This is a genomic window from Leucobacter faecis, assembly GCF_054456635.2.
The window spans coordinates 55,513-72,510 of the sequence record NZ_JBTJEP020000002.1; the positions used below are offsets into that span (position 1 = coordinate 55,513).

The 16,998-nt window shown below is 66.0% G+C and carries 18 protein-coding genes; 5 read left to right on the forward strand and 13 right to left on the reverse strand.

The genetic code is table 11. The annotated features are described in order from the left end of the window. Positions 1–44: 44 nt before the first annotated feature. Entirely contained in the window at positions 45–959 is a 915-nt protein-coding gene (locus ACXR2T_RS01940) for a LysR family transcriptional regulator (RefSeq protein ID WP_458816797.1), read from the forward strand. 630 nt (positions 960–1,589) lie between these two features. Here the strand turns inward: ACXR2T_RS01940 and ACXR2T_RS01945 are convergent. From ACXR2T_RS01945 to ACXR2T_RS01975, 7 genes are all read right to left on the reverse strand, one after another. Further along, complete coding sequence (locus ACXR2T_RS01945; protein WP_458838304.1) at positions 1,590–3,044, reverse strand: DHA2 family efflux MFS transporter permease subunit; 1,455 nt, start codon at positions 3,042–3,044, stop codon at positions 1,590–1,592. 232 nt (positions 3,045–3,276) lie between these two features. Further along, a complete protein-coding gene (locus tag ACXR2T_RS01950; protein ID WP_458815170.1) occupies positions 3,277–4,068 on the reverse strand; it encodes an amino acid ABC transporter ATP-binding protein in 792 nt (263 codons plus the stop codon). Beyond that, on the reverse strand, positions 4,065–4,910 hold the full coding sequence (locus tag ACXR2T_RS01955; RefSeq protein WP_458838303.1) for an amino acid ABC transporter permease: 846 nt from the start codon (positions 4,908–4,910) through the stop codon (positions 4,065–4,067). Before ACXR2T_RS01955 ends, ACXR2T_RS01950 begins: the two co-directional genes overlap by 4 nt. 82 nt (positions 4,911–4,992) lie before the next feature. After that, on the reverse strand, positions 4,993–5,820 hold the full coding sequence (locus ACXR2T_RS01960; protein WP_458838302.1) for an ABC transporter substrate-binding protein: 828 nt from the start codon (positions 5,818–5,820) through the stop codon (positions 4,993–4,995). 175 nt (positions 5,821–5,995) lie between these two features. Next, complete coding sequence (locus ACXR2T_RS01965) at positions 5,996–7,309, reverse strand: amidohydrolase family protein (protein WP_458838301.1); 1,314 nt, start codon at positions 7,307–7,309, stop codon at positions 5,996–5,998. A 9-nt stretch (positions 7,310–7,318) separates the two neighbouring features. Beyond that, positions 7,319–9,043: an adenosylhomocysteinase gene (locus ACXR2T_RS01970; protein WP_458838300.1), complete on the reverse strand. Its 1,725-nt coding sequence runs from the start codon at positions 9,041–9,043 to the stop codon at positions 7,319–7,321. Beyond that, positions 9,040–9,768, reverse strand: a complete 729-nt coding sequence (locus tag ACXR2T_RS01975) for a hypothetical protein (protein ID WP_458838299.1) — start codon at positions 9,766–9,768, stop codon at positions 9,040–9,042. Before ACXR2T_RS01975 ends, ACXR2T_RS01970 begins: the two co-directional genes overlap by 4 nt. A gap of 98 nt (positions 9,769–9,866) precedes the next feature. Between ACXR2T_RS01975 and ACXR2T_RS01980 the strand changes: the two genes are divergently transcribed. Continuing rightward, positions 9,867–10,190, forward strand: coding sequence for a GNAT family N-acetyltransferase (locus ACXR2T_RS01980; RefSeq protein WP_458838298.1), 324 nt, complete (start codon positions 9,867–9,869; stop codon positions 10,188–10,190). Between the two features lie 27 nt (positions 10,191–10,217). Here ACXR2T_RS01980 and ACXR2T_RS01985 read toward each other — a convergent pair whose 3' ends face one another. Next, positions 10,218–10,898 carry an asparagine synthase gene (locus ACXR2T_RS01985; protein WP_458838297.1) on the reverse strand — a complete coding sequence of 227 codons (681 nt, stop codon included), beginning with the start codon at positions 10,896–10,898 and terminating at the stop codon, positions 10,218–10,220. Positions 10,899–11,079: 181 nt separating this feature from the next. Here ACXR2T_RS01985 and ACXR2T_RS01990 point away from each other — a divergent pair, with 181 nt between their 5' ends. Both ACXR2T_RS01990 and ACXR2T_RS01995 read left to right on the forward strand, forming a co-directional pair. Beyond that, positions 11,080–11,394, forward strand: coding sequence for a DMT family transporter (locus tag ACXR2T_RS01990; protein WP_458838327.1), 315 nt, complete (start codon positions 11,080–11,082; stop codon positions 11,392–11,394). A 7-nt stretch (positions 11,395–11,401) separates the two neighbouring features. After that, positions 11,402–11,785 carry a DMT family transporter gene (locus ACXR2T_RS01995; protein ID WP_458815186.1) on the forward strand — a complete coding sequence of 128 codons (384 nt, stop codon included), beginning with the start codon at positions 11,402–11,404 and terminating at the stop codon, positions 11,783–11,785. Positions 11,786–11,789: 4 nt separating this feature from the next. On the opposite strand, the gene ACXR2T_RS02000 is transcribed toward ACXR2T_RS01995, so the two are convergent. The 4 genes from ACXR2T_RS02000 to ACXR2T_RS02015 form a co-directional block, all read right to left on the reverse strand. Then, on the reverse strand, positions 11,790–12,464 hold the full coding sequence (locus tag ACXR2T_RS02000) for a metal-dependent transcriptional regulator (protein WP_458815188.1): 675 nt from the start codon (positions 12,462–12,464) through the stop codon (positions 11,790–11,792). Between the two features lie 96 nt (positions 12,465–12,560). Beyond that, positions 12,561–13,694: a cytochrome b/b6 domain-containing protein gene (locus ACXR2T_RS02005; RefSeq protein WP_458838296.1), complete on the reverse strand. Its 1,134-nt coding sequence runs from the start codon at positions 13,692–13,694 to the stop codon at positions 12,561–12,563. Between the two features lie 254 nt (positions 13,695–13,948). Then, positions 13,949–14,929 (reverse strand): electron transfer flavoprotein subunit alpha/FixB family protein, encoded by a 981-nt coding sequence (locus ACXR2T_RS02010; RefSeq protein ID WP_458815192.1) that lies wholly within the window; start codon positions 14,927–14,929, stop codon positions 13,949–13,951. An 8-nt stretch (positions 14,930–14,937) separates the two neighbouring features. Continuing rightward, on the reverse strand, positions 14,938–15,714 hold the full coding sequence (locus ACXR2T_RS02015) for an electron transfer flavoprotein subunit beta/FixA family protein (RefSeq protein WP_458815194.1): 777 nt from the start codon (positions 15,712–15,714) through the stop codon (positions 14,938–14,940). 98 nt (positions 15,715–15,812) lie between these two features. On the opposite strand from ACXR2T_RS02015, the gene ACXR2T_RS02020 reads away from it, so the two are divergent. Next, a complete protein-coding gene (locus ACXR2T_RS02020; protein ID WP_458815196.1) occupies positions 15,813–16,385 on the forward strand; it encodes a TetR/AcrR family transcriptional regulator in 573 nt (190 codons plus the stop codon). 31 nt (positions 16,386–16,416) lie between these two features. On the opposite strand, the gene ACXR2T_RS02025 is transcribed toward ACXR2T_RS02020, so the two are convergent. Then, positions 16,417–16,989 carry a PaaI family thioesterase gene (locus ACXR2T_RS02025; protein WP_458815198.1) on the reverse strand — a complete coding sequence of 191 codons (573 nt, stop codon included), beginning with the start codon at positions 16,987–16,989 and terminating at the stop codon, positions 16,417–16,419. Between the last annotated feature and the right edge of the window lie 9 nt (positions 16,990–16,998).

Sequence of the window (16,998 nt, forward strand, 5' to 3'; positions counted from 1 at the left end):
GTGCCCAGAGCGGGCAACGGCATCGAAGGGACCCGTGATACTCCATGATCGACGTACGCCAGCTTCAAGCTCTCAGCGCCGTCGCTGCCGAGGGGTCGGTGGCGCGCGCCGCGCTGCGCCTCGGCTGGAGCCAGCCCACCGTCGACTACCACCTGCGCAACCTCGACCGGCTCGTCGGCACCGACCTCACCACCCGCAGCACCCGCGGCTCACGCCTCACCACCGCGGGCACACTGATGCTTGAGCGCGGCGAGGAGATCTTGAGCCTCGCAGAGCGGGCTCTCACCGACGTGAGGGATCTGGCGAAGCTTGGACGGATCCGGCTGCGCTTTGGCACGTTTCCGACCGCGGCGGCGAGGCTCCTGCCGGGCATCGCGAGCCGCATCACAGAGCTCGGTATCGAGCTCGATGCGACCCTCGAGGAGCTCGCGCCGCTCGTCACCCGCGTGAACCAGCACACGCTCGACGCGGCGCTCGTGTACGCGGCCGGCGGGTACAAGCTGCCATTTCGTGCTGAGGTGCACACGACGCACCTGTTCACCGACCCGATGCTGCTCGCGCTGCCCGAAGGTCACCCGGCCGCGAAGCACGCGTCGTTCGACGCCGACCGGCTGCTGGATCTCGCGGGCGAACGCTGGGTCATGGGGTCGACCCCGGGCGATACGCTCGATGACCTGTTGCACGAGGTCTTCGCGGCGGGAGGCCACAAGGTCGACGCCGCGATTCGCACCGACGACTACTCGGTCGTGCTCGGCCTGATTGCGGCTGGCATGGCCGTCGCGCTCGTGCCGAGCCTCGTGGGCAGCACACCCCCGGCGGGGGTCGTGCTGCGCCCCATCGACGACCCGCGGTTTGCCCGCGAGCTGATTCTCGCGGCGCCCGCGGGCCCCGGCGGCCCGTCGGCCGCGGTGCGGCAGCTCGCCGAGGTCGTGCGGCGCTCGATCAGCGCGCTGGACTAGCGCTTATCAACCCATCGAAGTGAGCACCACGAAGCCTGCCACAAGTAGCAAAGGAGCCGCGACGAGGAGCACGAAGCCCCGCCAAGTCAGAGGTACCGCGGAGCGTTCCGTCTGCTGGCACGTATGTGCAAGAAAGCAGTCACATCTCTCGCTGGTCATCGTTCTTCACTCTACACACCCATAAACTCCGGTTGGATGTTCTTTACACCCCTGTCATAGGTCCTGGCTCATGCCTCTTAAGTACTGGCGTGCAGTGCACCTGTCGAAGCGTTGAGGCAATAGCCCAGGCGTATGAGACTTCGCCGACATCCCTTGCACCAAAGATCGACTCCTCTGGCAAAGAGGCCGTGCGGCCAAAAGTGGGTGTTATCAGGACCGATAACACCCACTTTTGGCCGCACGATGTCCTGGCGCCTGTGCGTATGACCGGGTTCGTGCCGTTTGAATGCCAGCAGACAGTGCTTCTAATAACGCGCACCGCCAGAAATAGTTTTCCTAGTTGTTGGCGACGAGCCCGACATCGCGAGTCAGGTCGGTGAATCGATCCAAGCTGACAATTGATTTTCGGACGCGCACACAGCGGGTTACCGAGGAGCCCGCTAGCCCCGTCGTGCCCTCACACGCAGTCTCCTAAGCCGCGCTCGCGGCCGGCGCAGGATCCTTCGTGTGCGCAGGGTCCTGCACGAAGAAGGCCAGCACGAATCCGATCGTCGACACCGCGCCACCCAGCAAGAACGCTGCGCGGGTACCGGCGGCGAGATCGTGCGGGTCGACGGCCTGGGGTGACCCCGCCGCCTGCACCGATACGAGCGTCATGACCGTCACAAACAGCGCGGTGCCAGCAGCGCCGGCGACCTGCTGCGCGGTTGAGATCAGGGCGCTGCCGTGCGAGGCGAGCTTCGTGTCGAGCGATCCTAGCGACACGGTAAACAGGGGCGTAAACACGCCGGCGAGCCCGAGGCTCAGGCCCAAGTGTGTGCCGAGCACCTGCGCGAGCGGGGTGGTGTCGGTAAACAACCCCATGCTCCACAGCGCGAGCGCGGTGATGAGCGTGCCCGGGATCAGCACGAACTGCGCCCCCTTGGAATCGACGAGGCGCCCTACGAAGGGGCCTAGCAGACCCATCAGCAGGCCGCCCGGCAGCATCAGCAACCCAGTCTGCAGCGTGTTGTAGCCGAGCACGCTCTGCACGTAGATCGGCAGCAAGATGAGCGACCCAAACAGCGCGATCGAGCTGAACACGAACAGGATCACCGACAGTGTGAAGGGGTGCGACTTGAACGTGCGCAGGTCGAGCAGCGCGCGATCCCCGCGCTGCAGCACCAGCTGGCGCCACACAAACAGCGCGAGCGTCACCACGCCCACCGCAACAGGCACCCACGGCGGCATGACAGCAGCGCCGTTAGCCGCGTCGCCCACCAGGCTGAGGCCGTACACAAGCCCGCCAAAGGCGAGCACCGACAGCACCACCGACACGGCATCAATCGGTGCATGGCTGCGCTCCCCCACATTAGGCATGCGAGCAATACCAAATGCGAGCGCCGCCAGCGCGAACGGCAGCATCATGATGAAGAGCCACCGCCAGCTAAGCGTCTGCAAGATGAGCCCCGAGAGCGTCGGCCCCAGTGCGGGAGCCACCGAAATCACGATCGCGATGCGGCCCATGAGCCTGCCGCGCTGGCCTTCTGGCACCAGCGTCACGACCGTCGTCATGAGTAGCGGCATCATGATCGCGGTGCCGCCGGCCTGCACGACGCGGCCGACGAGCAACACTTCGAAGCCGGGTGCTGTCGCCGCAATCAGCGTGCCCGCGGTGAACAGCGCCATCGCGACCATAAACAGCGTGCGGGTCTTCACCCGCTGAATCAGCATGCCAGTAATAGGAATCACGACGCTCATGGTGAGCAGAAACGCGGTGGTAAGCCACTGCCCCGCGACGGCCGAAACCTCAAGGTCGGTCATGAGTTTAGGCAGGGCGACACCCATCACCGTCTCGTTCAAGATGACGACGAACGTTGAGATCAGCAGCACCCAAATAGCGAGCTGCTCGGTCGGCCCAAACGGGCGGTTAGCGGTTTCAGACATAAGAGACCCATCTTACCTGAAGCTTGCTGTCTGCGCGGTCGGTGGATTCTGCGACTCCTGCGTCGCGCAGAATGACGTGGAGAGGCCGTCGCGCAGAATGACGTGGAGAGGCCGTCGCGCAGAATGACGTGGTGAAACAGTCGCGCAGAACGACGTGGAGAGGCCGTCGCGCAGAACGACGTGGAGAGGCCGTCGCGCAGAATGCCCGCTGGCGGGTGAGCCCGCTGACGGGTTACTGCTCGAAGGGGTCGCGCAGGCGCGCCAGAAACTCGCGCGTCTCTTCACGCTCGGGGTGCTCAAAGATTTGCTCGGGGGTGCCCGATTCGATGAGCACACCGTCCTTCAGGTACACCACGCGGTCGGCCACGCGGCGCGCAAAGGACATCTCGTGCGTCGCCATCACGATCGTGGAGCCCGCCGCCTTGAGTTCCTTCACGAGGTCGAGCACCTCGCCCACCAGCTGCGGGTCGAGCGCGCTCGTGATCTCATCAAGCAAGAGCAGCTCCGGATCGGTCGCGATCGCACGGGCGATCGCGACGCGCTGCTGCTGGCCGCCCGAGAGGCGATCCGGAAATTCCTTTGCCTTGTCCCCGAGCCCAATGCGCGTGAGCAGCTCGTGGCCGCGCGCCTCGGCCTTCGCGCGCGGGGTGCCAAACACCTTGCGCGCCGCGAGCGTCACGTTATCGAGCACGTTTAGGTGTGGAAACAGGTTGTAGTGCTGAAACACGACGCCGATGCGGGCGCGCACCCTGTCGGTGTTGACCGCCGGGTCAGAGATGTCGGTGTCGCCGAGCATGATCTGGCCGTCGTCGATCTGCTCGAGCAGGTTGATCGTCTTGAGCAGCGTCGATTTGCCCGAGCCAGACGCGCCGATGAGCACGACGACCTCGTGCGCTTCGACGGCGAGGTCGATGCCCTGCAGCACCGGCCGGTCGCCAAACTTCTTGTAGACGCCCCGCACATCGAGCACGGGGGTGCTGGTCTTGGCTGCCTGAGTCTCGCCAGCCTGCGTTGCGTCGCTCACACGACACCTCCGATCTGTTCGCGCTTCTGGGCGCGAGTCGTCAGCATGTCTGTGATGCGAATGAACGGCAGCGACAGCAGTACGAACAGCAACCCCGCGACCACATAGGGCGTGAAGTTGTAGGCCATCGCGGTCTCGATCTGTGCGGCACGAACCGCGTCGATGGCGCCGAGCACCGAGATGAGGCCCACGTCTTTCTGCATCGACACGAAGTCATTCATGAGCGCGGGCGTCACCTTGCGCACCGCCTGCGGCAGCACCACAATGCGCAGCGTCTTGCCGTGGCTTAATCCCAGTGAGCGCGCCGCGAGACGCTGCGACGGGTGCACCGCGTCGATGCCGGCGCGCAGCACCTCGGCGACATAGGCCGAGTAGCACAGGATCAGCGCGATCGTGCCCCAGAACTGCGGGGGCATTTTGGCCGTGAGCTGAAGCCCCGGGATTCCATACCCGACGAGGTACAGCACGAGCAGCACCGGAATACCGCGAAAGAGGTCGGTGTAGCCCGCCGCCAGCAGCCGGATCGGCGTGAACACCGCGCCCTTAAGTGTGCGCGCCACCGCGAGTAGCGTGCCCAAGACGGCGACGCCTACGCCCGCAATGGCGAGCACCTGAATGTTGAGCCACAGTCCCTCGATGATGCGCGGAAATGACTGCACCGCGACATCCCAGTCGAAGAAGGTCTCTTGCACGCGCGCCCAGCCCGGGCTCGACATCAGCCCGATGACTAAGACGGCGGCGAACACGAGCGTGCTCGCGAGACTCACGAACACCGAGCGGCGACCGCGCGCGCGACGGTACGCGCGGCGGTCAAGCTCGATAGCGCTGACGGTGTGGGTCAACTTGGGGATCCTGTCGTTGGGTGGAGGGCGGCTACGCGAGGCCTGAGGAGCCGCAAACGCGAGACGCTACTTGAGCGAAACGCTACTTGAGAACCGGGGCGCCCTGGTCGGCGATCCACTCGGCCGCAAGCTTGTCGAGCGTGCCGTTGTCACGCAGCGCATCGACGGCCTTCGAAACGTCTGCCGTGAGGTCTGACCCCTTGGGCAGCAGGAAGGCGAACTCGTCGCCGGCCTCGTCGGCGAGCTGGCCGACGATCACACCGTTGTCGAGCTGCGCATCGCGCACAAAGAAAGCGCCCGGCAGGTCGGTCACGAGCGCGTCGATCGTGCCGCTCTTGAGCGCAGCGACGACATCGTCAAGGTTATTGAACACCCGCACCTCTGCGCTGTCACCAAACACCTTCTCAGCGACCGTGAACGACGTGCTGCCCGAAGCAACACCAAACACGGTGCCGTCGAGATCCTTCAGCGACTTCGCCGTCGCGGCCTTCGTGCCCTCGGTCGCGACGATTGCCTGGGTGGTGACGTAGTACGGGCTCGAGAAGTCGACCGCGTTCTCGCGCTCGGGGGTGGCCGAGAACTGCTGAGTGTTCATGTCGAAGTCTTTGGGGCCCGGCGCAATGGCCGCTTCAAAGGGGGTGCGCACCCACACGACGTCATCGTGAGCGTAACCCATCTCGTCTGCTACAGCGTAGGCCACGGCCGACTCAAATCCCTCGCCCGACTCGGGGTTGTTGTCGATCACCCAGGGTGCGTACGCGGGCTCGCCCGTCGCGATCGTGAGCTTGCCCTCGGTGACCGGGCCCACACCGGTCGCGGTATCGGCAGCGCCAGACGAGCAGGCGGCGAGGGTAAGCAGGGCGGCGGCACCGGCAGCAACGGTGGCGAGGGCACGTGACGTGCGAGACATACGAGTACTCCTAGATAGGTGAACGAGGTAGTGCGAAACCTGTGAACGCGTGCGCGGGGCTACGGCGTCGAAGACCATCAGCTAGTCTACGAGACCGCGCGGCGACGTCTGACCTTTGCGCGTAACACTCCGGTTACGACTAGTACGAATTGGGGCGAGTGGCTGGCACAGACCGCTACTGGGTCGAGGCGTTGAACTTCTCGACGCCCGCCACGATGGTGCGCCGGGCGCGGCCTGCGCCCGCTTCAACGAGCTCTGCGAGCGCGACGTCGGGGTTGTGCGTGGGCACGCTGAAGAACGCAAGGTCGGCCATCGCCCCCACGCCGAGCTGCCCGATCCGGTTCTTGCCGACGTGCAGCCCGAGCGCCTCGGCCCCGCCGAGCGTCGCCGCCCCAAAGAGCCGCTGGTGCAGGTCGTCGCCGCGGTATCCCTGGTCGCGGGCCACGCGATAGAGTTTCGCGACGTCGGCGAGCAGGTCGAGCGACGGCGACGATGACAGCGAGTCGGTACCCACCGCGATCTGGTTGCCCTCGCGCAGGTACGCGGCGACGGGCGGCATGTCGAGCCCAATGACCTCGTTGGAGCGGGGGCACAGCGCCACGCTCGTGCCCCGGGCACGCAGCAGCGCGCGGTCTTCGGCGCTGACGTACACGCCGTGCGCAATGTGGCAGTCGGGGCCGAGCACGCCCAGGTGGTCGACGAACTGGGTCGACGAGACACCGATGCCGTGCGAGCGCAGCGCCCTGAAGCTGTCGGCGCCAAGCTCCGGCCACGAGCCGTGACCGCCCGGGCCCGCATACCCGTCGATGCCGTCGAACTCGCGCTCCATGTGCGCCTCGGCGAGGTGAATGTGTAGTCGGAGCCCCTCTTCGCGCACAATGTCGGGCAGCTCAAGCAGCGGCTGCACGTCGAGCGAGTAGGGCGCGTGCGGCGAGACGCCCGCCCCGGGGGGCGCTGGGATCTGCCGAATCTGCTCGCGCACAGCGTCTTTTGCTTCGGGGGTCCAGCCGGCGTTGTTTGCGCCGTACACCTCCCAGTAGGCGATGCCGTGCATGCCGGCGTCGTGCAGCGCCGACAGCGCTTCGCGGTCGGTCACGACGTCTGCGGCGGCGGTCACGCCCGCCGCAAGGCTCATCGCGGCGCCGTCTGCCGCGGCGGTCGCCCAGTCGTGTCCCACCCGGTCGTATACGACGTCGAAGGCGTCACCCCAGTCATCGAATCCGTTGTAGCTGCGCGTCGCCACCTCTGCCATGTGCGTGTACTGCAGGTGCGTGTGCGCGTTCACGAGGCCCGGCGCGAGCACGCCGTCCCACCGCTCTTCGCGGTAGCGAGCGCCGCGATCGGCGAGCGCCTCGAGCACCCAGCGGCGGTCACCCACGTGCAAGATGCGGTCGCCTTGCACCGCGACCGCACCGTCTGCGATGCGCGGGCTGGTGACGGGAAAGACGAGGGCGGCGCTGTAAACGACGATTTCTTGCTGGGAACTCACCAGACGAGTCTAGGCCGTCTCGCCCGCCCCAGCCTGGGTACGGTACCGGTGCACCGGCCACGGCTGCGCGGCTCCCCCGGCACGCATCACTTCTGGCGCCGGATCAGCCCCACCGCCGCGCGCGGCGAGCGCCGCGCGCGCGACCCGCGTTTCTTCGGCCGCCGACAGCGCGTGCACACCGGGCGGCGTGCGCTCACGCATGAGCCGAATGAGCGCTGCCACCTGCGTGGCAAACGACAGGTCCATCACCTCGATCGGGTTGCCCTCAGCGGCCGTGTAATTGATGCCGCCGCCGCCCGCGAGCACGATCGGCCCCCGCGCGGCGCCTGGTGCACGCCACTCGGCCAGGCTATGCACAGACGTGCCAGGACTCACCACGGTCTCGGCCCAGCCGCGGGCCCGCAGCTCGTCGAGCGCGAGCTCATCGTCAATGCCGCCCGCCACAGCGACGGCGACGCCGGGGCGCATCGCCGCGAAGTGAGCCGCGGTGATCGTGTGCCACACCCCCGTCGCGCTCACGACCACATCGGCATCACTGATCGCATCTTCCATGCCGCACGCTTCGAACCCGTCGTGCAGCGCGGCAAGCGCACGTACAGAGTCATGTTCGACGACCGTCACCCGCGCGCCGAGCGCCGCCGCGAACCGGGCGGCCCCCACGCCCACGGGTCCGTAGCCCACGACGACCCAGTGGGTGCCGAAGGCTCCGGTGTAGGGCATGTTTGCTCGGTTGTCGTCAAGCAGGTCACAGATCGCAAACACGCACGACTGGCCCGTACCAATCAGGTTGTCAAACCCGGTTTTTGTGCGCGCATCGTTCACCGCGATCACGGGAATCCGCAGCGCGCCCGCCGCCGCCATTTCCCTCAGCGGCCGTACCCCGCTCGTCGTCTCTTCGGCCGCGCCCCGCAACCCCGCGAGCGCGCCGGGGCGTTCGGTGTGCGCGAGCCGAATCAGGTGCGCGCCGTCATCGATCAGGTAGTCGGGTGCCCAATCCAGTATGCCCGCAGCGTGGCGGGCGTCGACATCGCGTACGGCGTCTTCTGGGGTGTGTGTTTGCGGGGCGAACACGGTCACCTGGCCGCCGCCCGCAAGCTCACGCGCGATCTCGGGGTCAGTCTCAGACACCGCGCTAAACACTGCCACCTCGCACCCCGCCGCGACGAGTGTGCGCGTAAACGCGGCCGTTTTGGGTTCGAGTACCAAACTCACCGCGACTTTGGGCGCGGTGCTCGCGGCTCCCCGATCGCTTGCGACCAGGCCTGTGCCCACGCCCACGCCCGCGCCCACGCCGCGGGAGAGCTCTTGCGCGAGCACGGCGGTGGCGGGCATGCCGCGCTCGGCCCAGTCGATGCGCGCTGCCGGGCTCGCCCCGCGCGGTGAGGCGACTGAGCCATCGAGCCCCACGACAACGGCGGGTAGCCGGGCCTGAGCCTCGGGTCGAACGCCCGCTGCCGGTACCGTTTCGGCCGCGTCGAACGTGGTGGCCCCGCCATCGACAAAGATGAAATCTACCGGGGATCCGGAGCGAGCCTCGCGTACCCCCATGCGCGCGAGGGTGCTAAGCAGCGCGCGTCTCGAGGCGTCGTGCTCGACGAGCACGCGGGCAGTGCCCGCGGCCAGCAGCCTGTTGCCCGCCCGCGCCGCCGCACGCACCGCGCGTTCGACCGCGAGCGCCGTTGCACGCGCGCCGTCTGCGGGCGCGGGTGAGTTGTTGAGCAGTTCGTGTGTCACGGTTTCGCCTTCGGTTTCTCAGCGGGCGTATCGGAGTCTGCTGGCTTATCGGAGCCTGCTTGTTTCCTCGCGTCTTCCTCAGCCTGCTGAGCCGCTTCTTCTGCGGCAGCTTTCTTCGCCGCCGCCTCAGCCGCGGCCTGCTCTGCCCACTGCGCGCACGCGCTCTCGCCGTCAGCGGGCAGGCTGAGCACGGAGCGTGCCTCGCTCGCGGCGGTGCCGAGCTCGGTGCTGCCCTGCCAGGCGTATGCCAGAATCTCGGCGGCATCGAGTTTTGATACCTTCGTGGCCTGTTTCTCATCGGCCTCGAGGGTCTCTTGCACCGCCTCGATCTCGTCGAGGGCGGAGTCGGGCCAGGCATGCCCACCCTTATCGAGCACCCGTGGGTCGAGCGCACGCGCCGCGGCCTTGCTCTGCTGGGCGACCTTCTCCATTGCAGCCGCGAAGCGTCTCGTGTCATCTTCACCGCGCGAGACGGTGAGTCGCAGTCGTTCGAGTTCGACGTCGACGTCGTCCCACGCCGCGTTCACCGGGCACACCGCGTCGAGGTAAATACCGCCAGCTTCCGTGGCCGAGAGCACCTCGGGCTCGGGGGCCGCTGCGGGCCCGCCGCCTGCGTTGCCTGCACCGCCGCTGCAACCCGTGAGAAGCAGCGCGGCCGCGACGACTGTTACGCCCACCGCGCCGGCTTTACCGACGAGGGCGCCTGATCGAAACTTTATAACCACACGTTCGAGGATAGTCGCGGTGAGCGGGCTTTGCCGACGACAGCTGAGCGCCAGGTGCAGGGGTATGCAGGTGGTGCGTGCACGCGTAGGGTGTGGGTATGGCTAGATATATCGATGAAGCACAAGCAGCGGCCGATGGTTTTCACATCGTGCACGAGCCAGCTGCCTCACGGTATGCGGTGTACCGGGGCGAGGACGGTGCGCGCGAGCTGGTGGGCGAAGCGCACTACACACTCGTGGGCAGTGAGACGATCGACTTCGATCACACGGTGGTGAGCCCTGCCCTGCGCGGCACTGGGCTCGCAGGGCTGCTCGCCCGGCACGCACTGACCGGTGATGTGACGGTCGGCAAACGCATCGCAGCCTCGTGCTGGTTTATCGCAGGCTTCCTCGACAAGCACCCCGAACTGCGTTCGCGCTAGCTGCGCTCAGTGCTAGCCACGATCGCGCTAGCTGCGCTCCTTGCGCTTAAAGATGCGCTTCTTGGGGGCGTCTGACGCGTCGCCGCCTCCGCCCGCTTCGTTCTTGGCGGTCTGTTCGCGAATCAGCGACGTCAAGTCTTTCGCGATGAGCTGCTGAATGCGGCTGTCGCGCTCGCTGCGATACTCGTCGTTGTCGCCGCCGCTGTAGTAGGGGTGTGTCGCACGGTCGGCCAGTGAGTCGCCAATTTCGTGCCAGGCCGCCAGGCGCGCACGCTCTGCCGTGGACTCTAGGTACTCGGGGTCTGCCGCACGCTTGTGCAGTTCTTGGGCGACCTGTTCGTACACCTCTTGACGGTGTCGCAGCGTGCGATTGTCATCATTGCCGTAGTCAGACTCACTCCACGAGCTGCGGCCCGTGTCTCGAATCTCATTACGCATGCGTGAAATATGGCGCGCATCTTTCTCGCGCTCGACGGCAAGATCTTCGCACGCGCTTCGCACCATCTCGCGAATCTGCCCGGCGTCGTAGTCGACCTGCCGCTTGAGCGCGTTCATAATGATGTCGTTTTTGACCTGCATGCGCACGGCCACGTCGGCCACGAGTAGGCCCTGTTCGACGATCTCCTCGACGGGAGCGAGCACGCGTTTGGGAAGCCTGCGTAGCCCCCGTGAGGTACTACGTTCGCGCTTCTTCCATTTACCGAACACCGCGCTCCCTTCTCGCGCCGCTGGCGCACCCCTCCATTATCTCTGATGCCGCCGAGATTCGCGCAAACGCGCGCAGGGAACAACCGAAATGTGTCAGACTGGCTCTGACCCCACGGCTGGGGTGCGGACGAGGGAGCAGTACCCGCACACTGACGACTGCCAGAAAGAAGTAGCCGTGGCTTTGGCTTGGGTTGTTCTTATTCTGAGCGGCATGCTTGAGGCGGTGTGGGCCACCGCGCTCGATGCGTCACAGGGGTTTCGTAGGCTGTGGCCGACCGTAATGTTCGTCACGTCGATGGTCGCGAGTATGGTGGGGCTCTCGTTCGCGCTGCACCAGATTCCCGTGGGCACCGCATATGCCGTGTGGGTGGGGATCGGCGCGGTGCTCACCACGGTGTGGGCGTTCGCGACGGGAGCCGACCGCGTCACAGTCGCACGCGTACTGCTGCTCGCGGGGCTTGTGGCATGCGTCGCTGGCTTGAAAGTGGTGAGCTGAGGTGCCTGTGGCTGCAAAGATTTCACCGGCTGCGAAGGTGCCGCGCACGAGGCATTGGCTCGTGTTGTTGGCGAGCTCGGTTCTCGAAGCGGTCTGGGCGCTCGCGCTCGACGCTTCGGCGGGGTTCACTGTGCTCGCACCAACCGTCGTCTTCTTGATTGCGAACCCGCTGAGCCTGGTAGGGCTCGGCTACGCCATGCGCGGTCTGCCGGTGAGCGTGGCATACGCGATCTGGACGGGGGCGGGCGCGGCGCTCACCGTATTCGTGTCAATGCTCACCGGCAGCGAGTCACCGTCGGTGCTCAAGCTGCTGTTTCTCGCGGGCATCATCGGTTGCGTGATCGGACTCAAATTCACGCGCGACCCAGAGCGCACCAAGGCGGCCGGGTAGCCCGCTAGTCGATGCGCGAGACCCAGATCGCCGCCGCCGCCGCCGCGCCAAGCCGCACCGGCTCTGCGCCGTCGACCTGCACCGTGACGGTTTCAGAGTAGGGCTCACCCGGCAGCACCGCCAGTTCGGTGTCGACGACCAGTGCGCGGCTCGCGAAGTACTGCAGCATCTCATTGTCTGAGTCAGAGATGCGCTCGACCCGCACCCGGCACGGCGCCTGCGCACCTGTCAGCTGCACAGCGTCGGGCCGGTGCACGCGCCCTGCGGCGCTTGGAATGGGGTCACCGTGCGGGTCGCGCGTGGGGTAACCCAGCGCCCGATCTACCCGGTCGATGAGCTGATCTGACACGGCGTGCTCGAGGCGGTCAGCTTCATCGTGCACCTCGTCCCACTCGTACCCGAGCGTCTCCACCAAAAATGTTTCGAGCAGACGGTGGCGACGAATCATCGACACCGCGTGCTGCCGCCCCTCTTCGGTGAGCGTAACGCTGCCGTAGCGCGCGTGCCCAATGAACTCGAGATCAGAAAGCTTGCGCAACGCATCAGACACTGTTGAAAGTCGCACGCCCGCGGCCTCGGCAATCGCCGAGTTCGATACGGGTGCATCAGACCACTCCTGCAGCCCCCAAATCACCTTCAGGTAGTTCTGCATGCTCGGGGAGATGTTGTCGACGCTCACGACTCAAGGTTATCGGGGTGTGCCCTGCTCTGCATGCCCTGACACGGCGGGCCCGACCACTGCCCGCCGTGTGCTGCGGCATACGCACCCCGCCGGTTAGCGGTTACTCACCCGCCCGAAGAGCCCCGCAATCGGTGCGAGCACGAGTGGGCGCGCTGCGGCGACAGCCCCCGCCGTAACGAGCACCCCGATCACAAACCAGGTGAAGCCAACCCAGTTGATGGCATCGCTGCCGGCAAACATGTGGTTGAGGTTGCGCAGAGCACCCGTCGCAAGCACGAGTGTGACGTGCACAATCACAAACAGCACAAAGAACAGCATCACCGGAAAGTGCACGGCGCGCGCAACAGGCGCCGGGTAGGCTCGGTTGATTCGTTCCCACTTGTCAGACCACCACTCACTCATGCGCACCCCACTTATGACCGCGAGCGGCGCCGCGATAAACACGACGGCAAAATACATCAGCTGCTGCAGGCTGTTGTAGTTGACCCAGCCGTCATCTGTCGGCCAGTCGAGCGTCGCGTACTGCAGGGCGGCCGACGCCGCATTTGGAATCACTTCCCAGCTCGTCGGCACGATGCGGGCCCAGTGCCCCGACACAAACAAAAGCACCACAAACGCGAGCCCGTTGACCACCCACAGCACGTCGAGCGATGTGTGCAGCCACAGGTAAATGCTCACCTTCTTGCCGCCCGCACGGGGAGTCCAAAACGCTGGCGGTTTTTGTTGGGTACGCACGAGCAACCCCGAGCGCACGATCAGAGCCATAAAGAAGAAGTTCAAAAAGTGGCTCCAGCGCGCCCACGCGGGGAAGCCCGGCGTGGCCTCAACCGCCGGAGCATATTCGCCCGGGTACCTGGCAAGCCACTCGGGCACGCCCGGCAGCGTTGTGACCCCGCGCGCGGCGAGCACGAACACGCCCGCCGCTGCGATGAGCCCCAACGCCCACAGCACGACCTGCCGCGCTCGACCGCTCGGCTTGTACTGCCCCGCGGGCGCTTTCGGTGCCGGAGGAACAGGCGCCGCCACAGCGGGCGCCGCTGTCTTAGGCGCCACTGTTTTAGGCGCCACGGCTGCCTGTGTTGGCTCCGGCAGCACCGGATCTGCGGGCTCCGGATCTGTGAGCTCCGGATCTGCGGGCTCCGGCGCAACCGGCTCCGGCACAACCGGCTCCGGCTCTGTCAGGATCGCGCTCTCGGGCGGTGCACTGATCGTCTCTTCGGATGCCACAGCTTCTTGCTGGACAGGAGGCCAGGGTGCCCCTCCTGCCACACGCGGAAGCCCCTGGCGCGGGCGGATCACTGTGTGCGGTTCGATCACGCTCGTCTCAGCAACGCATTCTATAAGCACGTGCTCGACAGGCGCATGTTCAACAGGCACATGTTCAACAGGTACATGCTCACCAGCCAGGTACTCGGGCCACGGTGCCCCACCCGGTGTGCGCGGCAGCCCCTGGCGTGGCACGGCGGTAAATGTCGCCATGGCTATCCCTTTCGTTCTTCGAGGGCGCTCATCAGCTGCGGCACAACCTCGAACACGTCGCCCACAATGCCAAAGTCTGCGACATCGAAAATTGGTGCATCACCGTCTTTGTTGATCGCCACAATCGATTTCGCGGTCTGCATGCCGGCTCGGTGTTGAATCGCCCCTGAAATGCCCAGCGCCACATACAGCTGCGGTGACACGGTGACCCCCGTTTGCCCCACCTGGTGGTTAGCCGCCACGTAACCCGCGTCGACGGCAGCGCGAGACGCGCCGATCCCGGCGTCAAGCAGGTCAGCGAGCTCTTCAACGAGCGTAAATTTCTCTTTCGACCCGAGCCCGCGCCCACCTGACACCACTCGTGCGGCGCTGCGCAGCTCGGGCCGCGAGGACGCTTGTGCCCCGGGTACAAATTCGTCGATCACTCCAGCGGGGCGATCAGAACTGGCGAGTGTCAGTGGCACCTCGTGCAGCGGCGCAGCCGTGGCGCGCGCGTCAACCGCCCCCTCTCGCACCGTAATGATCGGGGCTCCGATGGTGGCGGTCGAGACCAGGTTGTAGGCGCCGCCGTACACGGAGTGCACGCCCACGACGCCGAGCTCATCGCGTTCAACACCGACGACATCTGCTGAGATCGCGCGTCGCGTGCGCACAGCGACTGCCCCGGCAATATCGGCGCCGTCGCGCGAGTGGGCGATAAGAATCGCGTCGGGGGCAACGAGCTCAGCCGCTGCCGACACGGCGTCGATGGCCGCCGCGTTCAGCGCAGCACCCGCTACCGGCGCAGCCTCTTCAGCGATGAGCACGCGCGCCGCTCCCAACTGAGCGAGGCTAGCAGCCAGAGTCGCGTGGCCGAGCAGCAGCGCTACCGGCTCTCCCACGAGACTCGCTGCTCCCAGCAGTTCAGCCGCGCTGCTGGTGAGCGCGCCCGCCGGCGTTGTTTCGGCGACGACCAATACAGAGTTGTGTGCAAACTCAGACATGATTTCTCCTACACCAGTCGGTTCTCAATGAGGTACTGCGCTAGCTGTGACCCAGCGTTGCCCTCGTCAGATATCTTGATGCCCGCACTACGCGGCGGGCGCTCGGCGATGTTCAGCATGATCGAGCGAGCGGCGTCAGGCCGCAGCGCCTCGACCTGCAAATCACCGAGCCCTACGACGTCAAGCGGCTTCTTCTTCGCTGCCATGATCCCCTTAAAGTTCGGAAACCGCGGGTCTGGTAGCGCCTCGGTGATCGTGATCACCGCGGGCAGGGCCGCGCTCACCTGCTGCACCCCCGTGTCGACGATGCGGGTGCCACGCACGCTGTCTTCATCAACCTCAACAGCAGACAACCCCGACAGGCACGCCACGCCCAGGTATTCGGCCAACGCTGAGGGCAACATGCCGCTCGCACCGTCTGTCGAAGCGCTACCTGCGATCACCACATCAAACTCTTCTCGCCGGATCGCGGCCGCCAGCGTCTCGGCGGTGAGGGTGATATCTGCGCCGCTGAGCTCGTCGTCGACCACGTGAATGGCCCGATCCGCGCCCATCGCGAGTGCCTTGCGTACGGTCGTCGTCGCGTCAGCCGGTGCGAGCGCTAGCGCTGTGATCTCGGTGCCCGGGTGCTCATCGGCATAGCGCAGCGCCACTTCGAGCGCGCGCTCTGAGATCTCGTCGAGTACCTTCTCTGACGCCGCCCGGTCAGCCAAACCCGTTTCCAGGTCGAGTTTGCGATCACCAAAGGTGTCAGGCACTTCTTTGACTAGAACGATTAACTTCATTGTTTCTCCGATCTCGGCTTCAAAAATGGGTGCGAGTCACCCGACTAGCATGGAAGCATCACACTCGATGGACGAGTGAGGAAATGAGCTTCTGAACTGTGAACGAACTGAGCACGCGCGACTCGATCCTCGACGTCGCCGCCAAGCTGTTTACCGAGCGCGGCTACGCCGCCGCCCCGCTGAGTGCGATTGCCCACGAGGTGGGCATCACCAAGGCGTCCCTCTACTACCACTTTCCGAGCAAGGAAAGCATCATGGAGGCGCTCGTGAACCCGCTGCTCGACGAGGTCGATGCGCTGCTTGCACAGACGCCGCCGCAGTTTGACGACGCCACCGCGCGGTGGCAGTTCATGCTGCGGTACATCGATGTGTTGCGCGCCGATCCACGCGGAGTCGCAGCGCTCAGCAGGCGGCCGTGGGCAGCCGACAGCTCGAGCGTGCACGACCGCGTGCTGTACCATCGCGACCGCACGATCGAACTGGCGACTCCCCCGGCAGCGAGCGATGCGCAGCGCGTCCGTGCGCTGCTTGGCATGGACCTGATCCACCGCGAGCTGATCATGTTCGAGACCGAACGCCCGCTGCTCGGCGATATTCCGATCGCCAACCGCCAAGAGATCGCGCTCGACGTGGCAAGGTCCCTGATCCAGGGGGACCTGAGCCCGGCATAGAACCGGGCCCAGCTCCCTGATCCGGATCGCGCTATTCACGGGGCCCCAACCAGAGTCCGCGCGCACGCACCACGATCTTGCCCTCTGCGGCGATGCTGCCCTCGACCCACATTTTGCGGCCGTCGTTCTCAGCCACCCACGCCTGCACATCGAGTTCGGTGAACAGCGGTGTGCCGTGGTCGTAGTCGACCGTGAGCGAGCGCGTGAAGATCCACGAAGTTGCGACCGTGCCAGCGGCCGTGCCCATGAGATGATCGAGCAGCGTCGCGACCCAGCCGCCGTGCACTCGGCCGGGAGGTCCCTGGTACGCGAGCCCGAGGGTCACCTTCGCCGAAGCACGGCCCTCTCCCGTGACTGTCGTGAGCGGGGGCGCCTGCGGGTTCAGGGCCCCCGTCACGGGTGACCGGTCCAAGAACCCGCTGCGATCGTGCCCCGCGGCGAGCACGATTTCTTCGCCCGCCGCCGCGTGCGGTCGGGCCTCCTGCACGAGCGCTTCGAGCCGAGCGGCAAGCTCCGCCGCGATCGGCGTTTGTTCGTCGAGGCGCACGAGCACATCGATGAGTTCGCGCGCGTGCGCAGCAGCTTGGACCAGAGGGGTGTTCATGAGGGGTGC